General features: G+C 40.4%; 17 protein-coding genes. 15 read left to right on the forward strand and 2 right to left on the reverse strand.

What is annotated here, in order from left to right; genetic code table 11:
• Positions 1–7: 7 nt before the first annotated feature.
• From A6755_RS12515 to A6755_RS12540, 6 genes are all read left to right on the forward strand, one after another.
• Entirely contained in the window at positions 8–652 is a 645-nt protein-coding gene (locus tag A6755_RS12515; RefSeq protein ID WP_034307583.1) for an HD domain-containing protein, read from the forward strand.
• Positions 649–2,526 (forward strand): ABC-F family ATP-binding cassette domain-containing protein, encoded by a 1,878-nt coding sequence (locus A6755_RS12520; protein ID WP_063590828.1) that lies wholly within the window; start codon positions 649–651, stop codon positions 2,524–2,526. Before A6755_RS12515 ends, A6755_RS12520 begins: the two co-directional genes overlap by 4 nt.
• 130 nt (positions 2,527–2,656) lie before the next feature.
• Complete coding sequence (locus A6755_RS12525) at positions 2,657–3,793, forward strand: conserved virulence factor C family protein (protein ID WP_034307581.1); 1,137 nt, start codon at positions 2,657–2,659, stop codon at positions 3,791–3,793.
• Between the two features lie 280 nt (positions 3,794–4,073).
• Positions 4,074–5,744, forward strand: a complete 1,671-nt coding sequence (gene ilvD / locus A6755_RS12530; protein ID WP_034311212.1) for a dihydroxy-acid dehydratase — start codon at positions 4,074–4,076, stop codon at positions 5,742–5,744.
• A 172-nt stretch (positions 5,745–5,916) separates the two neighbouring features.
• Positions 5,917–6,345: a BrxA/BrxB family bacilliredoxin gene (locus A6755_RS12535; protein WP_063590829.1), complete on the forward strand. Its 429-nt coding sequence runs from the start codon at positions 5,917–5,919 to the stop codon at positions 6,343–6,345.
• A 76-nt stretch (positions 6,346–6,421) separates the two neighbouring features.
• A complete protein-coding gene (locus tag A6755_RS12540; RefSeq protein ID WP_034307576.1) occupies positions 6,422–7,201 on the forward strand; it encodes a class I SAM-dependent methyltransferase in 780 nt (259 codons plus the stop codon).
• On the opposite strand, the gene ggt is transcribed toward A6755_RS12540, so the two are convergent.
• The gene (gene ggt, locus A6755_RS12545) at positions 7,202–8,890 is read right to left on the reverse strand and encodes a gamma-glutamyltransferase (RefSeq protein ID WP_241634204.1); all 1,689 of its coding nucleotides are present in this window, start codon (positions 8,888–8,890) and stop codon (positions 7,202–7,204) included. It abuts the gene before it with no gap.
• A gap of 436 nt (positions 8,891–9,326) precedes the next feature.
• Here ggt and A6755_RS12550 point away from each other — a divergent pair, with 436 nt between their 5' ends.
• The 3 genes from A6755_RS12550 (at position 9,327) to A6755_RS12560 (ending at position 11,643) form a co-directional block, all read left to right on the forward strand.
• Positions 9,327–9,944 (forward strand): YpjP family protein, encoded by a 618-nt coding sequence (locus A6755_RS12550; RefSeq protein ID WP_034307573.1) that lies wholly within the window; start codon positions 9,327–9,329, stop codon positions 9,942–9,944.
• 195 nt (positions 9,945–10,139) lie between these two features.
• Positions 10,140–10,910 carry a TerC family protein gene (locus A6755_RS12555; RefSeq protein ID WP_034307571.1) on the forward strand — a complete coding sequence of 257 codons (771 nt, stop codon included), beginning with the start codon at positions 10,140–10,142 and terminating at the stop codon, positions 10,908–10,910.
• A gap of 127 nt (positions 10,911–11,037) precedes the next feature.
• Positions 11,038–11,643: a hypothetical protein gene (locus tag A6755_RS12560; RefSeq protein WP_063590830.1), complete on the forward strand. Its 606-nt coding sequence runs from the start codon at positions 11,038–11,040 to the stop codon at positions 11,641–11,643.
• 323 nt (positions 11,644–11,966) lie between these two features.
• On the opposite strand, the gene A6755_RS27060 is transcribed toward A6755_RS12560, so the two are convergent.
• On the reverse strand, positions 11,967–12,209 hold the full coding sequence (locus A6755_RS27060; RefSeq protein ID WP_048686776.1) for a hypothetical protein: 243 nt from the start codon (positions 12,207–12,209) through the stop codon (positions 11,967–11,969).
• Positions 12,210–12,433: 224 nt separating this feature from the next.
• On the opposite strand from A6755_RS27060, the gene A6755_RS12570 reads away from it, so the two are divergent.
• The 6 genes from A6755_RS12570 to tatC all read left to right on the forward strand — a co-directional run bounded on the left by A6755_RS12570 (position 12,434) and on the right by tatC (position 17,118).
• Positions 12,434–13,147, forward strand: a complete 714-nt coding sequence (locus A6755_RS12570) for an anthrax toxin lethal factor-related metalloendopeptidase (protein WP_063590831.1) — start codon at positions 12,434–12,436, stop codon at positions 13,145–13,147.
• 57 nt (positions 13,148–13,204) lie between these two features.
• Complete coding sequence (locus tag A6755_RS12575) at positions 13,205–13,999, forward strand: thymidylate synthase (protein WP_048686772.1); 795 nt, start codon at positions 13,205–13,207, stop codon at positions 13,997–13,999.
• Positions 13,996–14,481, forward strand: a complete 486-nt coding sequence (locus tag A6755_RS12580; RefSeq protein WP_034307562.1) for a dihydrofolate reductase — start codon at positions 13,996–13,998, stop codon at positions 14,479–14,481. Before A6755_RS12575 ends, A6755_RS12580 begins: the two co-directional genes overlap by 4 nt.
• A 150-nt stretch (positions 14,482–14,631) precedes the next feature.
• Complete coding sequence (ilvA, locus tag A6755_RS12585; RefSeq protein WP_063590832.1) at positions 14,632–15,900, forward strand: threonine ammonia-lyase IlvA; 1,269 nt, start codon at positions 14,632–14,634, stop codon at positions 15,898–15,900.
• 194 nt (positions 15,901–16,094) lie between these two features.
• Entirely contained in the window at positions 16,095–16,286 is a 192-nt protein-coding gene (tatA, locus tag A6755_RS12590) for a twin-arginine translocase TatA/TatE family subunit (protein ID WP_034307557.1), read from the forward strand.
• A gap of 85 nt (positions 16,287–16,371) precedes the next feature.
• A complete protein-coding gene (gene tatC / locus A6755_RS12595) occupies positions 16,372–17,118 on the forward strand; it encodes a twin-arginine translocase subunit TatC (RefSeq protein ID WP_034307555.1) in 747 nt (248 codons plus the stop codon).
• Positions 17,119–17,155: the final 37 nt, after the last annotated feature.

The raw sequence follows: 17,155 nt of genomic DNA on the forward strand, positions 1-17,155 counted from the left end.
TGGTGAAATGAAACAAACGATGATTGAGTTAACGGAGAAGTATGTATATGACCGATTGAATTCTGATGCCAGCGGCCATGATTGGTTCCATATCGATCGTGTTCGTAAGCTGGCTTTACATATTGCAAAAGAAGAACGAGTAGGAAATGAGTTCATCATTGAAATGGCGGCTCTGCTTCATGATATCCCTGATGATAAACTAAACCAGGAGGCCGATGGGGGCTGGAAAAAGCTTGATGCTTGGTTTGATGAAATAAAGTTGGATATTGATAGTGTTGATGCCATCAAACAGATCATCAATACAATTTCATTTAGTGCAGGGCAGATGAGGCTACCTTCGATAGAGGCTGAAATTGTTCAGGATGCGGACCGCTTGGATGCAATTGGTGCCATAGGCATAGCCAGGACATTTGCATTTGGCGGAAAGAAGGGACAGCTTATGTATGATCCTTCATTGCCCATTAGGGAAAACATGACCAAGAAGGAATACAGGAATGGCAAAAGCTCTTCCATTCATCACTTTCATGAAAAATTATTGCGCTTGCAAGACATGCTTAATACTTGTACAGCCAAGAAGATTGCTAGTGAAAGGCATGAATATATGGTAGGATTTTTAGAGGAATTTAATAAGGAATGGGATGTACGATTATGAAAGTTTTTAGCATGGAACATGTAATGAAAACCCAAGGGGAAAAGCTGCTTTTTAAAGATGTCTCTTTTTCCATTACCGAAGGGGAAAAAATCGGGATCGTTGGGATAAACGGCACCGGTAAATCGACATTATTGAATATCATCGCAGGGCTGGAAGACAGTGATTTAGGAACGAAGGATCATCCGAATGATTATACGATTTCCTATCTGTCCCAAGATCCGCATTTTGATGAGAAATTGACGATCATGGAATATATGTATGAAAGTTCAACTCCTGTATTTTCGTTGATTAAAGAGTATGAAAAGACGCTCATTCAACTTCAAGTAGACCCGCAGAATAGCGCAATACAGGACCGTTTGTTAAAACAGCAGCAGGATATGGACACGCTAGGCGCCTGGGATACAAGTGCCAATGCCAGAACGATACTGACCAAGCTTGGACTTCCTGATCATTCAAGGAGACTGGGGGAACTGTCAGGCGGCCAAAAAAAACGTGCGGCCCTGGCAAAAACCTTGATTGAGACCCCTGATTTATTGATTTTGGATGAGCCTACGAACCATCTAGATTTTGAAAGCATCACTTGGCTTGAAGAATATTTAGGTAAATATCAAAAATCCGTTTTATTTGTAACCCATGATCGATATTTCCTTGATCGTGTGTCCAATAAGATTTGGGAAATTGCCCAGACCCAGCTTTTCGAATACAAAGGAAACTATGCGGATTATTTAGAATCAAAGGCCATTCGCGAAGAGAATGAATCGGCTGAAAGAACGAAAAAGGAAAGTCTATTCAAAAAAGAACTTGCCTGGATCCGTAAGGGTGCAAAGGCCCGGACAACGAAACAAAAGGCCAGGATCCAACGCTTCGAAACATTGGAATCAGGTGTAAAGGATAAGCAGAAAACCGAGAACCTGGAAATGGAATTAAGCGGTGCCCGTCTTGGGAAAAAAGTACTTGAGATGCAGGATGTATCTAAATCCTTCGGTGATCGAACCATCATCAACCACTTTTCCTTCCTCTTCAAACCAGGTGATCGAATTGGGATCGTCGGTAATAATGGCAGCGGAAAGTCAACCTTGTTGAATATCCTGGCAGGTAGGGAATCAATAGATGAAGGAAACCTGGAAAAAGGGCAAACCGTGAAAATAGGATACTATACGCAAGAAAGCGTCGATATGGATGAGAATTTGCGCATGATAGAGTATATTCGGGAAACGGCGGATTCAATCGCCCTTAAAGATGGTAGTTTCATATCTGCTGCGCAGATGCTTGAAAGGTTCTTATTTCCAATGGGATCGCATGGGACACCAATTCGTAAGCTGTCCGGTGGGGAGAAAAGGCGATTATATCTCCTTAACATATTGATGTCGGCACCCAATGTTCTGCTTTTGGATGAACCGACGAATGATCTGGACACGCAAACCTTGACCGTTCTTGAGGATTATTTAGAAACGTTTTCAGGTGTAGTCATTACTGTCTCACATGATAGGTATTTCTTGGATAAAACGTGCCATCAGCTTCTTGTTTTCAAGAATAAAGGTGAAATTGATTTCTATTACGGCTCTTATTCAGAGTTCTTGGAAGACAAGACGGAAGAGGCTGTGCCAGTAAAAGCACCAGAGCCACAGATGAACCGGACCGAAAAGAAAAAGAAAAAACTAACCTATGCGGAAAGTAAGGAATGGGAAGAGATAGAAGGGAACATGGAGCGGGCCGAGCTGCGTTTGAAAGACATAACATCAGAAATGTCAGCAGCGGGAAGCGATTTTGAAAAAGTCCGCCTGCTTCTTGAAGAAGAAAAGGAACTAACGGATAAATTAGACCATTTGATGGAAAGATGGGCATATTTAGCGGAAAAATTGGAAGAAGAATGAGCGTGGTGACTGGTCCAAGGAAGTAAACTTGGATCAGTCTTTTTTTTGCCAATCTCAATTGCATGAGAATCTGTTGCCGATGTGATAATATCTAGTACATGGAAACGTCTTGTCAAAGGAGAGAAATGCATTGAAAATTAAGTCGATAGAACCTACACCAAGTCCGAATACAATGAAAATCAATTTAACAGAAGAGCTATTAGCTGGTAAAAGCAATAATTATAAGAAAGATCAAGCTGACCAAGCACCCAAGCTGATAAGGGATTTATTTACGATCGAGGGAGTGAAAGGGGTATATCATGTTGCGGACTTCTTAGCCGTTGAGCGAAACGCGAAATATGATTGGAAAGATATCTTGGTCCAAATCCGTCAGGTCTTTGGTGAAAAAACCGAGGAACAAAATCAACAAAGGGCATTAAATGAACATTACGGTGAAGTAACTGTTGCCATTCAACAATTCAAGGGCATTCCGATGCAAATTAAAGCAAGTGATAGTCAACACGAAAAACGTTTTGCCTTACCGGATTATTTCATAAAGGGCATTGCCGCTGCCCAAAAAGAAGATGATAATGTAGTCCTGCTTCGAAAATGGAAGGATTATGGCGTAAGATATGGTGATATGGAAGATATCGTGAAGGAAGTATCGGATGAACTGATTGCAGCTTATCCGGAAGATCGAATTAATCGGCTAGTTGCAGCTGCAAAAGAAATGGTCGATACGAAGGAAGCAATTTTGAAACGTCCAAAAATTAAACTGACCGCAGAAATGCTGAATGATGAAAGCTGGGAAAAGCGTTATCAGGCTTTAGAACAAATGGAAGATCCTACGGTTGATGATATTCCAGTATTAGATATGGCACTCTCCGACAGTAAAGTCTCCATTCGAAGGCTCGCGGTAGTATACTTGGGTATGATTGAAGATAGAAAAGTGCTTCCGAGCTTGTATAAAGCCTTGAAAGATAAAAGCGCGGCCGTAAGACGTACTGCTGGTGATTGTTTATCAGATCTTGGCTTTGAAGAAGCGATGGGAGAAATGTCTCAATCACTTTCGGATAAAAATAAATTGGTTAGATGGCGTGCCGCGATGTTTTTATACGAAGTGGGAAATGAAACGACCCTCCCTTATCTTAAACAAGCGGAACAGGATCCTGAATTCGAAGTGGCCCTGCAGGTCAAGATGGCCATAGACCGAATAGAAAATGGCGAAGAAGCAAAAGGTTCGGTTTGGAAGCAAATGACGGAATCAAGACAAGCGAATGACAAGTGATTTGAATTGACCCGGAAAAAGGCATGCGGCTGATATAATCCGCATGCCTTTTTATTTTTTTAGGATCATTCCAATCGTTTGAAAGGGGTTCCCCTGAGGTCGAATCTATAAATTGGAACTCTATTATTTTAGTAAAATGATTTTTGTAGATATTTAGTGAAGAATGGTTGCATTTGTCTATAAATATGTTAGAATTTTTAGAGTATACTAAAAATTATATTATTCTGAATCATTAAACATTTAGCGGAAATTGGGGGTACAACAAATGTCTACATCAAATATGAGAAGTGACATGATTACAAAAGGGGTCGATCGAGCTCCACATAGAAGTCTGTTGCGGGCAGCAGGGGTTAAAGAAGAAGATTTCGGTAAACCGTTCATCGCGGTTTGTAATTCATACATCGATATCGTTCCAGGTCATGTCCACCTTCAGGAATTCGGAAAAATAGTGAAGGAAGCGATTCGCGAAGCGGGCGGTGTTCCTTTCGAATTTAATACGATCGGGGTGGACGATGGAATTGCAATGGGTCATATTGGTATGCGCTATTCCTTGCCAAGCCGTGAAATCATCGCAGATTCCGTGGAAACTGTTGTATCGGCACATTGGTTTGACGGTATGGTGTGCATTCCAAACTGTGACAAGATAACGCCGGGAATGATGATGGGAGCACTTCGTGTCAATATTCCTACAATATTCGTAAGCGGCGGACCCATGAAAGCAGGTAAAGATAAAAATGGTAAATCTCTTTCATTAACATCCGTTTTTGAAGGGGTGGGTGCTTATCAAGCAGGTAATATCAATGAAGAGGATTTGCAGGAGATCGAGCAAGTTGCATGCCCTACTTGCGGTTCTTGTTCAGGAATGTTCACAGCAAACTCCATGAACTGCCTGGCTGAAGGATTGGGACTTGCGCTACCGGGAAATGGAACGATTTTGGCAGTAGCCGAAGAACGTAAGGAATTCGTTAAGAAATCAGCTAAACAGTTGATGGAGATAATCAAACAGGATATCAAGCCTCGTGATATCGTGACGATTGATGCAATTGATAACGCTTTTGCCTTGGATATGGCGATGGGCGGTTCGACGAACACCGTGCTTCATACGCTTGCATTGGCACATGAAGCAGGTTTTGAATATCCGATGGAACGCATAAATGAAATAGCTAACCGCGTACCGCATCTAGCGAAAATTGCACCGGCATCCGATTACCATATTGAAGATGTACATAATGCCGGTGGTGTAAGTGCCGTCATTAATGAGTTACTCAAAAAACCAGGTGCGTTTAATGGAGATTGCCTTTCTGTCTCAGGTAAGACGCTCCGCGAAAATGTTGCCGGTTGTGAAATATTGGACAAGGATGTAATCCATCCATTGGATAATCCCCATTCTGAGCGTGGCGGGCTTGCGGTATTGTTCGGTAACCTTGCTCCTCAAGGCTCCATCGTAAAAGTGGGCGCCGTTGACGCATCAGTTGGTGGCTATCACAGGGGTCCGGCCATTTGTTTCGATTCCCAGGAAGATGCACTTTCCGGAATCATTACCGGAAAGGTTAAAGAAGGGGATGTAGTGGTCATTCGTTACGAAGGGCCTAAAGGTGGACCGGGAATGCCGGAAATGTTGGCACCCACTTCCCAAATCGTCGGGAGGGGACTTGGAGCGAAAGTCGGTTTGATCACTGATGGCCGCTTTTCAGGAGCATCGCGAGGCATCAGCATTGGTCATATATCCCCCGAAGCAGCTGAGGGAGGCCCGATCGCCTTTGTTGAAGATGGAGATATCATCGAATTGGATTTGAATAATCGTAAAATCCAATTGGAAATTTCCGATGAAGAATTCGAAAAACGCAAAGCCAATTGGAAAGGCTTCGAGTCAAAAGTCAGGACAGGCTATTTAGCGCGTTATTCCAAACTTGTGACGAATGCCAGCTCAGGCGGAGTGATGAAAGTTTAAGTTTAAAGGGAAGACTAAAACATGGTGGCAGAATGAAACTGGATTCTGTCACCATGTTTCTTTGTGAAGAACAATGAAATTTTACAAAGCTTTAAGCGTCATTTTTGCATATGCACTGAAGAATATAGTATCATTATACTAATTGAAGAATTGTAACCAAGGAGGTTTTTTTATGTCGATGGCATATGATGAATATATGAAACAAATGGTGAAACCAATGCGTGCGGAACTGGTGCAGGCAGGTTTTGATGAGTTGGAATCCGCTGAAGCGGTTGAAAACTTTATGGAATCGGTGAAAGGTACGACACTTGTGGTCGTGAATTCAGTTTGCGGCTGTGCTGCCGGGTTAGCCCGTCCAGCTGCTACTCAAGCCGTACTCCAAGCGGACAATAAGCCAGATCATTTGGTAACTGTATTCGCAGGCCAAGATAAGGAAGCGACAGCTAAAATGCGCGAATACTTCGAGGGAATAGAACCTTCTTCACCATCCATGGCTCTTTTAAAGGGCAAAGAGGTCGTACATTTCATTCCGCGCCATGATATAGAAGGACAGCCAATGGAAGCCATCATGGAAAATTTATTGGCAGCGTTCAGTAAGTAAATAAGTGATTAAGCGGAATGTCCTGGAAACAGGGCATTCTTTTCAAATTTTAAGAGAGTATGAAGGGGTAGGATTCATGTTTGTCACAACAGTAGGAAGAGCCGATAAAGAAACGATGATATTAGCCAAAAGGTTAGCTGAAGAATTGCAAATCCCCTTTATAGCAAGAAGAAAACGATCGGTGAGAGATATCCAAGCGGAACATAATGAAGATGATTGCCTTGTTTTTGGTAAAAAGCGGATGGAGTTATTTCGATACCAGGAAAAAGAACCATTCTTTTTTCATCCGAACCTGGCGATGATCCGTATAAAAAGAATAATGCGCGGAGAGAGTGATCCATTTCTCATTGCCGGAGATATAAATGAAGGGAACGCTGTGCTTGATTGTACCTTGGGATTGGGCTCTGATGCGATTGTCGCAAGTTTCGCGGTGGGTGAACATGGACGGGTTGTCGGATTGGAAGGAAATCAATATTTGGCCTTGCTCGTGGACCGTGGAATGAAAACATGGGAGGATGCAGAAGAAAAAATGATTTCTGCGATGAGAAAAATAGAGGTCAGGCAGGGTGACCATTACGAAATATTGAAAACATTGCCGGATAATCATTTTGATGTCGTATATTTCGATCCCATGTTTGAAGAAACGATTCAGGAATCGAATGGTATCAGGGGACTGACTCATTTTGCGGATGGTAAGGATCTATCGGTTGAAATAATGAAAGAAGCCAAGCGGGTTGCGCGCAAGAGAGTCGTGTTGAAAGACCATTACCGCAGCTCCCGCTTTGAGGAATTTGGATTTGAGGTACTAAAAAGAAAAACATCCAAATTCCATTTTGGCTTCATTTCCATCCAGTGATCACGATTTATAATCTGTTTCGTCCAGACCCATGGCACAGCCTTCCCGGCTTGAATCGGCAGCACCATAGTTCGAGCCATCAGGGTTGATTTGAATCGCTTGGACATTCCCTATTGAGTGGGGAACTTCATTAAAGGCAAAGCCCATTGCTTCCAAGTGGCCTTTGCTAGTCATATCCATTCCAGGCTCCCATTCAATATGAGGCCCCATCGGAGTGAAAATTCTAGGTTCTTCGATGGCTGCTTTCAAATCCATTTTTAAATCGAGTACATTAATGATCGTTTGGACGACTGAACTGATGATGGTTGGTCCTCCTGGTGACCCTAAAGTCAAGATCGGCTCGCCGTCTTTAAAGATGATGGTCGGGCTTTTACAGCTGACTGGGCGTTTATTGGGCTGCACTTCATTCATGCCGCCAGGAATGGAATCAAAATCAGTCAGTTCGTTATTCAGCATGAAACCATAGTCGGAAACCATGATGCCTGATCCGAATGGATGTTCCACTGTAGAAGTGCATGCTGCGATATTACCCCATCTGTCACGGACAGTGAAGTGAGTCGTTTCACTGATCTCTTCTTCATTAGGTTGCGGAATGACTTCCCTTTGTTGCACGGAATCATAAATCCAAGGGTTTCCGAAGTCAATGGCATTATTTCTTGACTTGAAATTAATGAATGAGCGGCGTTTAGCTATATACTCATCATGCATGAGACCCGCCAATGGCAATTCGGCAAATTCGGGATCAGCGAGAAATGCTTTTTTATCTGTAAATGCCAGACGCATCGCTTCTGCGATTAAATAATATTTTTCCCAGGAACGGGCGTCATATTGTTCGATTTGGAAGCTTTCCAAAATTTTCAGGATTTGAATGACCGTAAATCCGCCGGCACTTGGCGCATTTGATGAAGCAATTAAATAATCCTTATAAGTTCCATACATTGGTTCATCGATAGTAGCTTTATAGCCCTTTAAATCAGAAAGCTCCATGAACCCTCCAAGTTCTTGTATGCAGGAAATGATGCCCTCTCCGATTTCACCTTCATAAAAAGCGGAAATTCCTTCACGTTGTAATATCCGATAGGTATTCGCCAATTTTTCTTTAATCAGCAAATCGCCATCCTGATAGGGTTTTCCGTTTGGTATGAAGAACTTACGCGCTTCATCGCCCAATCGATATTCAAAGTTTTTAAGAGCATCGCATAGAACCCAATTGACGGGAACTCCTTTTTCAGCAAATTCAATGGATGGCTCGATAAGTTCTGCCAATGGCTTGCTGCCATTTTCGGCGAGTGCTTCATCCATAGCTTTCAGTATTCCAGGAATGCCAACCGCTGTTGCTTTGATGGATCTCTCTTTAAAAGGGATGACTTCCCCTTTTTCATCAAGAAACATGTCTCGATGTGCGGCTTTAGGTGCCCTTACATGGCCGTCGTATATTTTCGTTTCCTTATCTTTTGCATTATATACCATAAGAAAACCGCTTCCGCCGATACCAGTCATCATTGGTTCAACAACATTTAGGGCAAATTGGATGGCGACGGCCGCATCGACAGCATTTCCACCTTCACGTAATATTTTTTCCCCTATGGATGTTGCGACAGGATGAGCTGTAACGACCATTCCGGAGCTCCCTTTCGCAGTTTCCCTTTTGTAATCCTTATCTTTTATCTTCTCATTGTTGTTTTCCAAAATGATTCCTCCATTATTCAGTCCTTTTATCTGCCAAAAAGGTAAACTTATGTTTGAGTGAAAAGAAAACCTTGTCATTGTAGAAAAATGACAAGGAGATTTTTCGTAGGTATTCATTTATTCTTAATCAGCAAATGATAAATATACGAAAAATGCTAATGTTACAAGACATAAAGCCACCATGGCAGTCGAAGCCATATAAGACCCCTCCTTAAAAAGACTTGAATCTAATTAATTTCTCCAAAAATCGTCAAAATCCTTCATTTAAATGTAAATTTATTGATATTTATTAAAAAGTTCGAGTTCATTAAACTTTATATAGGTATTTATCCTTTTTTTTGATTTTTAAAACATGGGTAACTATATATTCGTAATTACCAAAAAATAAAAGTATACTAAATATAAAGACAATACAAAAAAGGAGGGGGAGTGTGAGTTGAAAGCAGCGGTATGGTTCAGGAAAAGTCTCGTCATTTTAGTATCCGTTTTGACGTTTGGTCTTGTTACTCCTTCAGATCTGGCGTGGTTAGCGGAAGCCGATTCCTTAAAGGATACTAAAAAAGGCTTAGTGGAAGAAGAGGGATTAGCTTATCTTCCTTCGCAGGATTCGAATGAACTTGAAGAGGAATTCAACCGGGAGGAGTTTTTATCGGACATCCTGAATAAGGCGGAGGAAAACGCATTTATGAAATTTGGCGATAAGATCAATCCAAAAATTGGCGATGAATTCAAAATGGTCATATTACCAAAAATGGAAGAAGCCATTACAGAAATGGCTGCACAATTTCCGGATGAAAAATTACAGCAATTAACAATCACTGAGCAGCCGAGTGCCGGCAGGGCCGAGAAAATATTCCATATTTATGATTCAAACAGCGGCAAGGATATCATCAGATTCCATGTAAGGCAGGAAAATCCCCCATTGGAAGGACATTGGTTCGATTTTCACTATCATACCCATCATGATTCATTTGCCACCCATTATAATATAGGGAAAATATATTGGGATAAAAATACGCCGCCAGAGTGGACGAGTAAACAAAAGCTCTCATAGTGGTGGGTTTCGTTGATTTTATTTAAGTGGAAGAGTATGATGAAATGAAACTTAATAAACATCGAATGATACGTTGTCCTGCAACGTATTTATTTTGTGTTTAAACTTAAAGTAAAGTTTTTATCATAACTGGGAACAATGTTATTTTAAAAGGTTTTTTAAATTAGCTGTTATAGGAACAGAGGAGTCTTTATCATGTCAGAGTTGTTAAATAACATCGTGCAAACGTATGCTCAATTTTTTGACTGGCATATGTGGGTGGAGGTTTTATCCGATCCGGTTAGCTGGGGATTGATTGGAACGCTCGTCTTAATGGAAGGATTACTATCAGCGGATAATGCTCTGGTATTAGCTATAATGGTTAGGCACCTTCCTGAAAAACAACGGAAAAAAGCATTATTTTACGGTTTGTTAGGTGCTTATGCTTTTAGATTTATAGCGATTGGAATCGGTGTTTTCCTTATAAAGCTTTGGTGGGTGAAGGTGATTGGAGCTGCCTACCTTGGTTGGCTCTCGTTTAAATACTTTAGGGATAAAAGAAAAAAACAAGCTGGGATTGACGAAGAAATCAAGGGAATGAGTAAAAACAGCATACTGATCCGAATGTTTGGTACTTTATGGGGAACGGTTGCGGCAGTGGAATTGATGGATATAGCATTTTCCGTCGATAGTGTCTTGGCCGCTTTCGGAGTGAGTGAAAAAGTCTGGGTCCTTTTGACAGGCGGAATGATTGGTGTCTTGATGATGCGGGGAGTGGCCGGAGTATTTCTAAAATTGATAGATAAGGTTCCAGAATTGGAAACTGCCGCTTATGTCCTTATCGGATTCATTGCAATAAAAATGTTAATGGCAGTTGCAGGGATCGAAATCCCGCCTGCGATCTTTTTTGTCTTTATATTACTGATTTTCGGCACTACAATCGTGTATCATTTGAAGAAAGGAAAAAAGGTCAAGGAACATGGCTGAGCGTCATTTAAAAATCTGTCATCAAAATATAGTAGAAAATTGTCTTTTCAAGACAGATGTTACTTATAAAGAGTTAAGATTATCATCCTTTAATAAATGAATACATTGGAACTACGGGGGCGGAAAATTGAATATAGAAGTTGGCTATTTCCCGAAGAGATATTATGACTCAAATCCTGATGCTGGAGGTTTTTTCCCGTTTGCAATAGAAGGCACTACACCATATGTTTTCTCAATGGATGGCTTTTATCTACCAGAATGTAATCAAAATTTCCTGCCATTATGGATGAGAAATATTAAAGCATTTCCACTTTATTTTTGTGCTGAGGTTTCTTCTTATTGCAAAGATGAGTTTGAACATAATTGCAAGGAATTCAATATCAGTTATAGATACTTAACTAACCGATACGTTGTTACTGAAATCCAGAATGAAAAGCAGTTTCAGGAGATTTTCCCTTTCTATATTACTCTTGGTAGTGGGAATGATTTAGTTTTATGGTCCACAAACAAAGATGTATTTAGTGTAGGACAAAGAGAATGGAAAGGAAATTGGGAAGGGAAAATTGCAGGAACAGTAGTGGTTAAAGTAGAAGTCGATACAAGTATTTTTTGGATTGGCTATGATGGAGATAACATTGCGGTTATCTCAAGTCAATCGTATTTCGCAACATATAAAAAAATAATCAAGACTTTTCCCGATTTTGTAGTTCCAAAGCTATGTAAGTACGAGTAATTTCAAAAGTTAAAATGATTATGAGACCTCTGATAAGAGAAGGGCTCATTTATTTGACTAAAAAACAACAATATTATTTAACATAACCAAAATTTAAAACAAAGTTGATTGAATTGGAAGGTGCGAGACTCCTGCGGGAAAAGCGAGTCGAGGGTAGACCCCACAGGCGCAAAAGCGCCGAGGAGGCTACCGGACCGCCCGCGGAAAGCGAGTGCCTGGAGCGGAAATCAACGTCTAAATTGTGCACATATAAAAAAACTGTAGGCAAACTTGATTTTTCATCGAGGTTGCCTACCCGTCTAAAGCTGACATCAAAAATGATGTCAGCTTTTTTTATGGAAAATATCAAGTATTTGAAGAAGAGCGGTAAATGTAGTGAAAAAAAGCAAAGGCAATAAAAAGTTAAGCCATAGAGAAGACAGTAGCGGATGCAGCAGTATGCCAAAGAAAATGGAGAACAGAAAAAGATCGAGAATGATAAACACTTTTAAACTGTAAATATCAAGGACTTCTTCAGCAAGTTCATGTTGCTCATTCAAGATGGCTTTTTTATTATTGGTTTCCATGCGATCACCTTAAACCTTTTACGATTATATATATTTGATATATGAAAACCGCGGATCAATGGTTCTTCTCAGGATGAATGTGCAACCAAAATTACCAAAAAAACATAGAACTTTTACATTCAAGCAATATGTTATACTAATATAATAGTATGTAAGATTTAGAGATTTTAAATAACATATATTTTCTTAATGATACATGAAGAATGAAGAAAGGGGAGAAGAGTATGAAAAGGAAGAAATGGTGGTTATCCATTTTTGCATTGTTTGTCTTTTTACTCTCAATGCTCTCCTATTCATTAGCGAAAGATGATGGGGTAAAATGGCGGAATTTACCCAAAGATAATCTTTTAAGACAAGCTGAACTTTTTAAGGGAAATAAAGAATTGCAAAGAATATTTTTATTTCCAGAAGAGGAGTACGATCAAGGGGAAGCACTGAAAATTGCTGGAACCATTAATAAACTGCCTCATTCACTTTTGTTGAAAACAGCGGAAAGTGGTGTGAGGATCAAACTATTCGATGGCGATATAACAGAAAATCAATCCGCGGCCAAATTAAAGGGGAAAACTCCGCGTGGTTATTTGAATAAAGAAACAACTTGGGATGATGTGCCTGGTATGGGCGGATCACATACGGTATTGGTTAAAATCGGGGCGAGTGACAAAGGCAATGGGCATGGCTCGGTTAATTTGGAACTGCATGAGCTGGGGCACTCCATTGATAATATAGTGTTTGATGGAATCCGTGAAGACATGGATTATTTGAAGATTTGGGGTAAGGAAGTGGATGGGCTGTTTCCTGGGATTACGTATTTTTCCAACTACCCTGAGGAATATTTTGCAGAAACGTTCGCCATGTTTTATGTGAACAATGAACAAAATCAATTGCTTAGACAAAAAGCACCCGAGACTTATAATTTTATTAAACAATTAGATTAAACATTGGGCAATAATACGTTAGAATAAGGAGAATGAAAGTAGAAAAGGTGGTTTATCATGAAGCAATATTTAGATTTATGTAAGCATGTACTCGAAAATGGAACGCAAAAAGGTGATCGTACGGGGACAGGAACGATCAGTACCTTTGGATATCAAATGAGATTCAATTTAAAAGATGGATTCCCTGTACTTACAACGAAAAAGGTTAGTTTAAAAGCGATTATCCATGAACTATTATGGTTTTTGAAGGGTGATACAAACGTTGGGTACCTTCAGGAAAACAGTGTGCGCATCTGGAATGAATGGGCGGATGAAAAGGGGGAATTAGGTCCGATTTATGGTCATCAATGGCGTTCCTGGGGAACGGCCGATGGAAGGCAAATCGACCAAATCAGTGAATTGATCGAACAAATCAAGACGAATCCAAATTCAAGAAGATTGATAGTCAGTGCTTGGAATGTTGGGGAACTGGATGAAATGGCCTTGCCGCCTTGCCATGCTTTCTTTCAATTCTATGTTGCTGATGGCAAGCTTTCATGTCAGCTCTACCAACGTTCAGCGGACGTCTTCTTAGGTGTTCCTTTTAATATAGCTTCGTATGCGCTTTTAACGATGATGATCGCCCAGGTGTGTGATTTGGAAGTTGGCGAATTTGTACATACTTTCGGGGATGTCCACATCTACTCTAACCACCTTGAACAAGTGGAACTGCAGTTGACTCGTGACCCGAAACCATTGCCAATCATGAAAATCAATCCAGATGTGAAAAATATCTTTGATTTTAGCTTCGAGGACTTCGTTTTGGAAAATTACGAAGCCCATCCCCATATAAAAGGTGAGGTTAGCATATGATATCGTTGATAGTGGCTATGGATCAAAATCGTGTGATAGGTAAAAACAATAAACTGCCATGGCATTTACCAGCAGATCTGCAGTACTTTAAAAAAGTGACGATGGGCCATCCAATCGTCATGGGGCGAAAAACATTTGAATCGATCGGCAGGGTCCTGCCTGGCCGCGAAAATGTCATCGTCACCCGCAATCAGGAATTTAAAGCGGAAGGCTGCGTAGTATTACATGATATTGCACAAATCAAAATGTTCGCAGATAACCATGAAGAGGAAGTCTTCGTAATTGGCGGAGCCGAAATCTTCAAGGAAATCCTTCCTTTTACCGACCGCCTGTATATTACGGAAATTCATGAAACTTTCGAAGGGGATACTTTCTTTCCCGAGATTGATGAAAATGAATGGGATGAAATCTCTTCAAACCCAGGCAACATCGATGAAAAAAATCGATTTGCACATGATTTTATTATTCTACAAAAAAAATAAAGTGCTAATCCGATTATGGGGAAATGACCATAATCGGATTTTTTTGGTATGGGACAACCAAAAGAAAGAATTTTTAGAAAAATCAATTACATTAATAACAGTAAAGTGCTATAATGATTGAATTCATCAGAAAGGAAATGAGGGATTGTTATGAATCAGACTGCATCTAAGAATAGGGGGATTCAATTGGAAGATATTCTAATTGCCTATAGAGAACTGAAAGAAATCGTTTTACATACACCTTTACAAAAAAATCAGAGGCTCTCTGAAAAATATGATTGTAATGTTTATTTAAAACGCGAGGACTTACAACACGTACGTTCCTTTAAATTAAGAGGGGCTTACTATAAAATGAAAAGCCTGACAGAGGAAGAGACGAAGAACGGAGTCGTTTGTGCCAGTGCAGGAAACCATGCACAGGGTGTTGCTTTTTCCTGCAGCCAATTGGGCATTCACGGGAAAATTTATATGCCTGCTACAACTCCAAGGCAAAAAGTCGATCAAGTTCAGCTATTCGGCAAGGATAATGTGGAGATCATCCTAATAGGGGATACATTCGATGATGCATTTGCCATGGCGATGGAATGCTGTGAAAAAGAAGAGCGTTCCTTTATCCATCCATTTGACGATGAAAAGGTAATCGCAGGGCAAGGTACAACGGCTGTAGAAATCCTGAACGATTGTGAAGATGGAATCGACTATGTATTTGCCGCTATGGGCGGCGGCGGGTTAATGGCCGGAGTATCGAGTTATTTCAAATCGGTTTCCCCAAATACGAAATGCATTGGAGTTGAGCCGCAAGGTGCTGCTTCGATGGAATACTCCTTCAAAGAAGGAAAAGTATCTGAACTCGAAAAAATAGATACATTCGTTGATGGAGCAGCTGTCAAGTGTGTGGGACAGTTGACATATCAGCTTTGTAAGGAAAACCTGGAAGATATCGTTGTCGTACCTTCAGGCCAAATCTGTACGACGATTCTCGATTTGTATAATCAGCATGCGATTGTCGCTGAACCGGCAGGTGCTATATCTGTAGCCGCGTTGGATTCATATAAAGAACAAATCAAAGGAAAAACTGTTGTTTGCATGGTCAGCGGAGGGAATAACGACATTGGGCGCATGCAGGAAATTAAAGAGAAATCCTTATTATATGAAGGGCTGCTTTATTATTTTATCGTGAATTTTCCACAACGTGCTGGCGCTTTAAGGGAATTCCTTGATGAAGTGTTAGGACCGAATGATGATATAAGCCGTTTTGAATATACGAAGAAAAATAATAAAGAAAGCGGGCCGGCCCTGGTTGGTATAGAGCTAAAAGATAAAAATGATTATGAAGGGCTCATCCAAAGGATGAACAAGAAAGGATTCTCTTTCGTAGAGGTCAATAAAGACAGTAATTTATTTCACTTGTTGATTTAAACATGGATAAAATGTTAAATTAGGATAGAATAATACCTATGTTTTTACATTTTATTCTGCCGGCCCAGTCGTATATGGGCATACTGTCGATAATTGTTACCATTCTATGACGGATTGCCAGTTCCCTTTCAATTGGTTGGAAATGGTATTATAATCGGAGTAGGTCTAATTACAACACCAAAGGGGATGTATCCATGTCGAACATTGGAGTACCTGGTCTAATTCTAATCTTAATTTTAGCATTAATTATCTTTGGTCCGAAGAAACTTCCAGAAATTGGCCGTGCTTTTGGACAAACGCTTCGTGAGTTTAAAAAATCCACAAGTGATTTAACAAAAGGTGATTATGAAGAAGATAAGAAGCTACAACAAAAAAATCATGAATGATTGAATGCTGGGCGTAAGATGGAATCGTCTTGCGCCTTTACGCTGTAACAAAGATACGGATTTTCAGATGAAGGCGTGATCAACTGTGGAAGATAAGGAATTAAATATCATCGATCATCTCGATGAATTGAGAAAACGGCTCATCATTACAGCTGTTGCTTTTGTCATCTTTTTTATCGCCAGCTTTATTTATGTTGAGGAGATTTATAATTGGTTCGTGAAAGATCTCGATTTTGACCTGATGGTATTGGGACCGAGTGATATTATCTGGATTTACTTCATGCTTGCAGGTGTCGTAGCCATTGCGGCAACGATACCGGTAATAGCCCTGCAAATCTGGTTATTCGTTAAACCCGCTTTGATGCCAAATGAAGTGAGGGCGACCCTTGCCTATATTCCAGCACTTTTCCTGCTTTTTATCGGAGGGCTTGCTTTCGGTTATTTTGTCATCTTCCCGACCATTCTTCAATTTTTGATTGAATTGGGTGATGGGATGTTCATAACCAGTTTTACAGCTGATAAGTACTTTTCATTCGTATTTAATATGACGATACCTTTTGCTGTTTTATTCGAGCTTCCTGTCGTTACCATGTTTTTGACCTCCCTTGGCATAATAAATCCTTATGTGCTTCAAAAATTAAGGAAGTATGCATACTTTGTACTGGTTGTCATAGCGATATCGATTACGCCGCCTGACTTTATGTCAGACTTTATGGTGATGGTTCCATTGCTGTTATTATACGAAATCAGTATTTCATTATCAAAAGTCGTCTATAAACGAAGGGTGAGACGTGAAAGCTTGCGGGAAGACACCTACGAGGAAGGTTTATAAGAAGAAGCCCATAATGGCATTTTGCCCTTATGGGTCT

It is taken from the genome of Peribacillus frigoritolerans, assembly GCF_001636405.1.
GTDB classification, from domain to species: domain Bacteria; phylum Bacillota; class Bacilli; order Bacillales; family DSM-1321; genus Peribacillus; species Peribacillus frigoritolerans.

What these genes read in the sequence shown, in the direction of transcription:
- A6755_RS12535 (WP_063590829.1), top strand. Translation starts at nt 5,917, where the DNA reads ATGTCGATGGCATATGATGAATATATGAAACAAATGGTGAAACCAATG.
- A6755_RS12520 (WP_063590828.1), top strand. Translation starts at nt 649, where the DNA reads ATGAAAGTTTTTAGCATGGAACATGTAATGAAAACCCAAGGGGAAAAG.
- tatA (WP_034307557.1), top strand. Translation starts at nt 16,095, where the DNA reads ATGTCGAACATTGGAGTACCTGGTCTAATTCTAATCTTAATTTTAGCA.
- ilvD (WP_034311212.1), top strand. Translation starts at nt 4,074, where the DNA reads ATGAGAAGTGACATGATTACAAAAGGGGTCGATCGAGCTCCACATAGA.
- ilvA (WP_063590832.1), top strand. Translation starts at nt 14,632, where the DNA reads ATGAATCAGACTGCATCTAAGAATAGGGGGATTCAATTGGAAGATATT.
- A6755_RS12555 (WP_034307571.1), top strand. Translation starts at nt 10,140, where the DNA reads ATGTCAGAGTTGTTAAATAACATCGTGCAAACGTATGCTCAATTTTTT.
- A6755_RS12540 (WP_034307576.1), top strand. Translation starts at nt 6,422, where the DNA reads ATGTTTGTCACAACAGTAGGAAGAGCCGATAAAGAAACGATGATATTA.
- A6755_RS12575 (WP_048686772.1), top strand. Translation starts at nt 13,205, where the DNA reads ATGAAGCAATATTTAGATTTATGTAAGCATGTACTCGAAAATGGAACG.
- A6755_RS27060 (WP_048686776.1), bottom strand. Translation starts at nt 12,209, where the DNA reads ATGGAAACCAATAATAAAAAAGCCATCTTGAATGAGCAACATGAACTT.
- A6755_RS12515 (WP_034307583.1), top strand. Translation starts at nt 8, where the DNA reads ATGAAACAAACGATGATTGAGTTAACGGAGAAGTATGTATATGACCGA.
- A6755_RS12580 (WP_034307562.1), top strand. Translation starts at nt 13,996, where the DNA reads ATGATATCGTTGATAGTGGCTATGGATCAAAATCGTGTGATAGGTAAA.
- A6755_RS12570 (WP_063590831.1), top strand. Translation starts at nt 12,434, where the DNA reads ATGAAAAGGAAGAAATGGTGGTTATCCATTTTTGCATTGTTTGTCTTT.